This is a genomic window from Cetobacterium sp., from assembly GCF_048470075.1.
Classification (GTDB): domain Bacteria; phylum Fusobacteriota; class Fusobacteriia; order Fusobacteriales; family Fusobacteriaceae; genus Cetobacterium_A.
Map to the genome: position 1 here is coordinate 1 of NZ_DBGBQB010000392.1, position 7,315 is coordinate 7,315.

Annotated in this window: 7 protein-coding genes; all 7 read left to right on the top strand. The window is 32.9% G+C overall.

Translation table 11 applies throughout. The annotated features are described in order from the left end of the window. The first annotated feature begins 43 nt into the window (after positions 1-43). Complete coding sequence (locus ACMOUI_RS13610) at positions 44-1,807, top strand: ABC transporter substrate-binding protein (RefSeq protein WP_418966234.1); 1,764 nt, start codon at positions 44-46, stop codon at positions 1,805-1,807. 6 nt (positions 1,808-1,813) lie between these two features. Beyond that, positions 1,814-2,791, top strand: a complete 978-nt coding sequence (locus ACMOUI_RS13615; protein WP_418966235.1) for an ABC transporter permease — start codon at positions 1,814-1,816, stop codon at positions 2,789-2,791. Positions 2,792-2,796: 5 nt separating this feature from the next. Further along, positions 2,797-3,702, top strand: coding sequence for an oligopeptide ABC transporter permease (gene opp4C / locus ACMOUI_RS13620; protein WP_418966236.1), 906 nt, complete (start codon positions 2,797-2,799; stop codon positions 3,700-3,702). Between the two features lie 13 nt (positions 3,703-3,715). After that, positions 3,716-4,711 (top strand): ABC transporter ATP-binding protein, encoded by a 996-nt coding sequence (locus tag ACMOUI_RS13625; RefSeq protein WP_418966237.1) that lies wholly within the window; start codon positions 3,716-3,718, stop codon positions 4,709-4,711. Next, positions 4,704-5,687: an ABC transporter ATP-binding protein gene (locus ACMOUI_RS13630; RefSeq protein ID WP_418966238.1), complete on the top strand. Its 984-nt coding sequence runs from the start codon at positions 4,704-4,706 to the stop codon at positions 5,685-5,687. Before ACMOUI_RS13625 ends, ACMOUI_RS13630 begins: the two co-directional genes overlap by 8 nt. 130 nt (positions 5,688-5,817) lie before the next feature. After that, the gene (locus ACMOUI_RS13635) at positions 5,818-6,975 is read left to right on the top strand and encodes an amidohydrolase (RefSeq protein WP_418966239.1); all 1,158 of its coding nucleotides are present in this window, start codon (positions 5,818-5,820) and stop codon (positions 6,973-6,975) included. Between the two features lie 119 nt (positions 6,976-7,094). Continuing rightward, positions 7,095-7,315 (top strand): hypothetical protein (locus ACMOUI_RS13640; protein ID WP_418966240.1); only part of this gene is annotated, 221 nt, incomplete at its 3' end.

The following is a 7,315-nucleotide window of genomic DNA, read 5'->3' on the forward strand; positions in this document are numbered from 1 at the left end:
TATTTTAAAATATTATTTATCTATTTATGGAGGAGGATTCATTATGAAAAAATATCTAGTTTTATTACTAACTTCGCTTATTATGATTTTAGGATGTAGTAAGGAAAAGGAGGGGGATGTTGTCAAAACTCCTGAAGAGCCTGTACCAGAACAAAATGTCGCACAAAATACCCAAGAGCCACAGAATGAGTATTTACTCCCAGCTGCTATTGACCTAACAAAGCCAAATCCAGCTCTCAATAGAGCGGATTCAGAGAATACATTAGTCGTAGGATACTCTGAAGCTGCAGGTAATTTTTTACCAATTTTCTACGCTACAGCATATGATGCTCCAGCTCCTGCACTTGTTTTTGAAGGATTACTAAAAACTGATGAAAGAGGAGAGTATGAACCCTCTTTAGCAGAGTCATTGCCAGAGATTTCAGAGGATGGAAAAACATATACCTTTAAAATAAAAGAGGGAATTAAATTTAACTCAGGAAACCCTTTAACAGCAGATGATGTGGTTTTCACATATGCCACAATTTCAGACCCTGCATATGATGGTAGATTTACATCAACTGTTCAGGACTTAGTGGGATATGAGGAATACTCTAAAGGAGAGACAACTATCTTTGAAGGTGTTGAGAAAATTGATGACTATACTGTTAAATTTCATTTTAAAGAGAACTTAGTTACAAATATATTAAAGACAGGATTCTCTATAATGGATAGCAAGTTTTATGCTCATGATATAGGGGATATGGAACCTGTTAAATCAAAAATGCAACAGCTTTCAGGAACAGGACCATATAAGCTTGAAAAGTTTGTTCCTAGACAGTATTTTGAGTTAGTTATCAATGAGGATTATCACGGTGAAAAACCAAAAATAAAAAGAATTATTGTTAAGTCAGTTACAAGTGCCACAGATGTTCAAGAGTTAATCAATGGAGATGTTGATCTTTTAGCGGGAATTGTTGAACCTGAAAAATTAGAACTTGCCAATAAAACAGGGTTTATAGATAAAAATCAATATCTTCGTCATGGATATGGTTTTTTAATGTTTAATAATCAGGACCCTATACTAAAGGATAAAACTGTTAGAAAAGCTCTATCCTATGGATTTGATAGAGAGGCCGTTTTAGCTCTTTACTTTAAAGGGCTAGGAATTGCAATTGATGCCCCTATTTCAAAAGCCTATTGGACATGGGATGAGGAGTTAGAGAAAAAAATGATAAAGTATAACTATGATCCTGAAAAAGCTAAAGCAATGCTTGAAGAGGCTGGATGGAAATTGGCAAATGATGGTTTTAGATATAAAGATAATCAAAAGTTTACAATTGAATGGGCTACAATTAAGGATCTAAACTTTGTAGATACACTGATGCCTATACTTATTGCCAACTATAAAGATCTTGGAATAAATATGATTGTAACTCCAACTGATTTTAACTCTTTAATGGATAAGGTATATAATGAAAAGAAAGGGTTCTCTCTATTTAATATGGCTACATCTCTGGGGACTTTTCCAGACCCATCATCTCAATGGCACTCTAAATATGATATCCCTGGTGCAAGTAATACAGGGCGATTTAGAAATGAGAAAAATGATGAGTTAATAGATAAGTTATTGAGAACTTATGATAGAGAGGAGTTTAAAAAACTTTGGCAGGAATGGGCTTTATTAATGAATGAAGAGGCACCTTTAATCCCACTTTACACAAATATATATACAGACCTTTATAACAGAAGAATAAAAAACTTTAAAACTGATACTTTATACGACTGGACACAAGCTGTTCTTAAAGCTGAATTAGTTAAGGAGTAGATGCATATGCTTAAATTTTTACTAAAAAGGGTGTCGCATATGTTAGGAGTTTTATTTGTTATATCACTTGTGATCTTTGGCATGGTTAAATCCATGCCGGGAGATCCATTAAATGCCTATGTGGGACAAGGGGTTGAATTAACAGCAGAAAAAAGGATACAGTTGGAGGAGAGATTGGGATTAAATGCACCTCTTCCAATTCAATATGGTAAGTGGATAGGAAGAGTATTAAGTGGCGATTTTGGAGAATCGATAACATATAAAAAACCAGTTAAAGATGCAGTCCGTCCATTTATTATAAACTCATTTATTCTTAATATAGGTGGATTTATACTTGCGTTTTTAATATCAATTCCAGTTGGAATTATGTCTGCCATAAAGAAATACTCTTTATTTGATAATTTTTGGACAGTGTTCTCCCTTTTGGGAGTTTGTTTACCCTCATTTTTTCTAGGTTTATTATTGATTTCTGTATTCTCTATAAAACTTGGAATTTTACCAATAAATGGGATGATAACCCCAGGGAAAAACTCTGTTGGTATAGATAAAATTTTGGATATAGGAAAACATCTAGTTCTTCCACTTACAGTGGTAACACTGTCATCTTTAGCTTCATTGGTTAGATATGTTAGAAATGCTATGTTAGAGGTATTGAGTCAAGATTATATTAGAACGGCTCGTTCTAAAGGGCTTAATGCTCGTGTGGTTATATATAGACATGCTTTAAAAAATGCTATGATTCCCATAATAACTTTAATTGGATTCTATATCCCAGCTCTTTTTGGAGGAGCAACAATATTAGAAACTATTTTTATCTGGCCAGGAATAGGAAAGGAACTTTATTCAGGGGTTATGTCTAGGGATTATAATTTAGTTTTGGCATTGAATATGTTTTTTGCACTATTGACACTATTAGGAAATTTGTTAGCTGATATAGGTTATGCCACAGTTGATCCTAGAGTTAAAATAATAGAAAGGAGTTAAGTTAAATGAATCGGGAATATATAAATGTACAGAATAGCGAAAAATCTATTGGACCCTGGATGATGATTTGGATAAAATTCAGTAGAAATAAACTTTCACTGGCGGGTTTATTTATTTTTTCTCTAATAATATTAGCCATAGCACTAGGGCCAGTATTTTCCCCATATGGAAGAGATTATATGAACTATAAAATTGCAAATACTCCTCCAACAGCTCTCAATTGGTTAGGGACTGATGGCTTGGGAAGAGATTACTTAACTCGTTTACTCTATGGGGGTAGAGTATCTATTCAAGTAGGTTTTTTAGCAACATCTATAAGTGTTTTTATTGGAATTATTGTGGGAGGAACAGCTGGTTTTTATGGAGGGAAAGTAGATTCTTTTCTTATGAGAGGAACAGAGATATTTTCATCATTTCCATTTCTTCCATTTGCAATTACTTTATCAGCCATATTTGGCGGAAGAGTTTCTCCAGCTTTACGAATGTATATAATTATGAGTATAATTGGAGTCTTAGGTTGGACAGGTCTTGCAAGAATGATAAGAGGACAGATTTTATCATTGAGAGAGCAGGAGTTTATGTTAGCTGCAAAAGCTATAGGTATATCCAATAGGAAACAGATTTTTAAACATCTAATCCCAAATACTTTTGCCTATATAATAGTTAATGCTACATTGGGTATAGCTGGTGCTATCTTGACAGAATCAGGACTATCTTTTTTAGGTCTTGGAGTTGTAGAGCCAGTACCAACTTGGGGGAATATGATTCAAGCGGCTCAAAATCCATATATTTTATCATACAGAGCTTGGATTTGGATACCTCCAGGACTAGCTATATTTCTTACAGTTATGAGTATTAATCTAGTTGGTGATGGGCTTAGAGATGCCATTGATCCAAAATCAGATAATTAAATAAGGAGAAAAGATGTTAGAAGATAATGAATTATTAAAAGTTGAGAATTTAAAGACTTATTTTTTTACAAGAAAAGGAGTTATTAAAGCCGTTGATGATGTTAGTTTTTCTTTATCCAGAAAAAGAACTCTAGGAGTTGTTGGTGAATCAGGCTCTGGAAAAAGTATAACAGCTCTTTCTATATTGAGATTATTAGAGGTTCCTGGAAAAATTGTTGATGGAGAGATTCTATTTAAGGATAAAGATCTTGTTCAATTTTCTGAAAAGGATATGCAAGACCTAAGAGGAAATGATATATCCATGATATTTCAAGAACCTATGACCTCTTTAAATCCTGTATTAAAAATTGGCTTTCAAATTGAAGAGGTTCTTAGACTTCATCAAAAATTAGATAAAAAATATAGTGGAGAAAAAGCTGTTGAGATGTTAGAATTAGTTGGAATACCAAGAGCTAAGGATATAAGTGAAAGTTATCCTCATCAACTTTCAGGTGGAATGAGACAAAGAGTTATGATAGCCATTGCACTGTCATGTAATCCTCAAATACTCATAGCAGATGAGCCTACAACAGCACTTGATGTTACCATTCAATCTCAAATTTTAGCATTTATGAATACTTTAAAAGAGGAGCTGGGAACATCAATAATTTTTATAACCCATGATCTCGGAGTGATTGCAGAAATGGCAGATGATGTAATTGTTATGTATTGTGGACAGGTTGTAGAAAGTGCCCCTGTACATAGTATATTTTCCACTTCAATAATAAAGCATCCATATACGAGAGGGTTATTAAATTCAGTTCCAAATATTGATGATGATAAGGTAACGCTGGAAGTTATTGAGGGAAGTGTTCCAAATCCCCTATTTTTACCTAAGGGTTGTAGATTTGCTCCTAGATGTAAATATGCAATGAAAAAATGTGCTCGATTTATACCTGAACTTTTAGAGGTAGAGAAAAATCATAAAATAAGATGTTTTTATATTCAGGATGGAGGAAAGTATGAATGATAACAAAGTGATATTGGAAGTAGATAATTTAAAAAAATACTTTCCAATTAATAAAAAAGGGGAGGATGGAAAAAAACTTGTTGTAAAAGCAAATGATGGTATCTCTTTTCAATTAAAAGCAGGGGAAACTTTAGCATTAGTTGGTGAGTCAGGTTGTGGGAAATCAACTTTAGGAAGAACTATTTTAAGACTTTACGACCCAACTGAAGGAACTATTAGATTTAAAGGTATAGATATAACAAAGATGCCTCAAAAAGATCTAATTGATTTAAGGAAAGAGATGCAGATTATTTTTCAAGATCCATACTCATCTTTAAATCCTAGAATGACTGTTGGAGAGATTATAGGAGAGGGATTACTGGAACATAAAATTTTTTTAAAAAAGGATATAAACTATCATAAGGAAATCGTTAGAATATTACAGATTTGTGGATTGGCAGATTATCATATAAATAGATATCCTCATCAGTTTTCAGGAGGACAAAGACAAAGAATTGGAATAGCTAGAGCTCTAGCTTTAGACCCATCTTTTATTGTCTGTGATGAAGCAGTTTCAGCTCTTGATGTATCTATTCAATCTCAAATAATAAATCTTTTAATGAGCTTACAAAAAGAGTTTGGATTATCATACCTTTTTATTACACATGATCTATCAGTTGTAAAACATATCTCCAACAGAGTGGGAGTTATGTATTTGGGGAATCTTATTGAAATAGGAGAGACTGAAGAGATATATAAAAATCCAAAGCACCCGTATACTAAAAGTTTACTATTGGCAATTCCAAGTATAGATTTAAGTAAAAGAGAGTATAAAAGGAAACATGTTATAGTGGGGGAGATTCCATCCAATATAAATCCTCCATCAGGTTGTAAATTTCATACTAGATGTCCAAATGCAGTTGAGAGATGTAAAGTTGAAATACCTGAGCTCAGAGAGATAAGTGAAGGATATTTTGTAGCTTGTCATGGAGTTTAAAGATTATGTTGCACTTGGGATTGCATTTTTGCAGCTTATATTACCTTTTATTTTAGCTTTTGTTATTTGTATTTTAATCATAATTTTTTTCATATTTTAATAAAAAATATATAGTGGGAGTGAGAAATTAATGATAATAAAAAACGGTGTAGTATTTATATCAGAGAAAAACTCTTTTATTAATACTGATATTAGAGTAGTAGAAAATAAAATCAGTGAAATTGGAGAAAATTTAGAAGTTGGAACAGATGAGTTAGTTTTAGATGCAACTGGAAAATATGTATTACCTGGATTTATTGATGCTCACAGTCATATTGGACTAGGTGAAGAGGGAATCGGATGGGAAGGAGCTGACTATAATGAGATGACTAATAATCCAATAACTCCTAGTCTTAGAGCTATTGATGGAATTAATCCTAAAAATATCTCATTTGAAGAGGCTGTTTTTTTAGGGGGTGTCACTACAGCGTGTACTGGTCCAGGTAGTGCCAATGTTATTGGAGGACAATTTGTAACTCTATCTCTTTATGGGGATATAATAGATAATATGATAATTGATGAGTTTGCTGCTATGAAGTGCGCCTTTGGAGAAAATCCAAAAAGAGTATATGGGCAAGGTAAAAATCTCTCTCCTATGACTAGAATGTCAATAGCTCATCTTTTAAGAAAAACAATAGTCGATACAATTAACTATAAAAAACAGAAAGAGAAAGCGGAAGAAAAAGGGGAGTATTTTCCTATAAATCTTGATTTTGAAGCTATGATTCCAGTTATTGAGGGAAAAGTAACATTAAAAGCTCATGCTCATAGAGCGGACGACATATGCACTGCTATTAGAATTGCAAAGGAGTTTAATCTAGCTATGACAATAGAGCACTGTACAGAGGGACATCTTATAGGAGATAAACTGAAAGAAGCTGGTTATCCAGTAATATTGGGACCTACTTTCGGTGCTAGAAGTAAGTTTGAACTTATAAATAAAGCATATGAGGGGGCGGCTATATTACATGAGAAGGGTGTTAAGTTTGCTCTTATGACAGATCACCATGTAATCCCTCAGCACTCTTTAAATTTTTGTGCAGCTATAGCTGTAAAAGGTGGACTAGATGAGATAACTGCTCTTAATGCTATAACAAAGTATCCAGCTGAAATATTAAAAATAGATCATTTAAAAGGTGAGATAAAAGAAGGGCTTTTAGCTGATATTGTTATTTGGGATAAAATGCCTCTTGATATACAGGCAAAGCCAGAAAAAATAATTATAGATGGGAAGCTTGTTAAAAAATAGTGTAAAATATATACAGTGTAAAAAGGAGGGGGAGAATCTTCCCCTTTTTTTCAACTGTTATGAGAATATAGGGGGAAGAACTTAATGGAAAAAGGGGAAAAAAGATTTTTATTTTATATATGAGTTTTGTATTTCTATCAAATTTCAGTCTATTAGCCCGTTTTTTATCAGCATTTTTAACACATATAGAGTTTAATTTATTTACGATTTCAACTCTTGAATCAATATATGTTGAAAATATAGATCCAGATAATCTACTTAAATATAATACCATTGAAAGATTAGTATTTTTTATCTCCTATGCTTTAGCAGCTCTCACAGCTGGATATCTAATAAAATT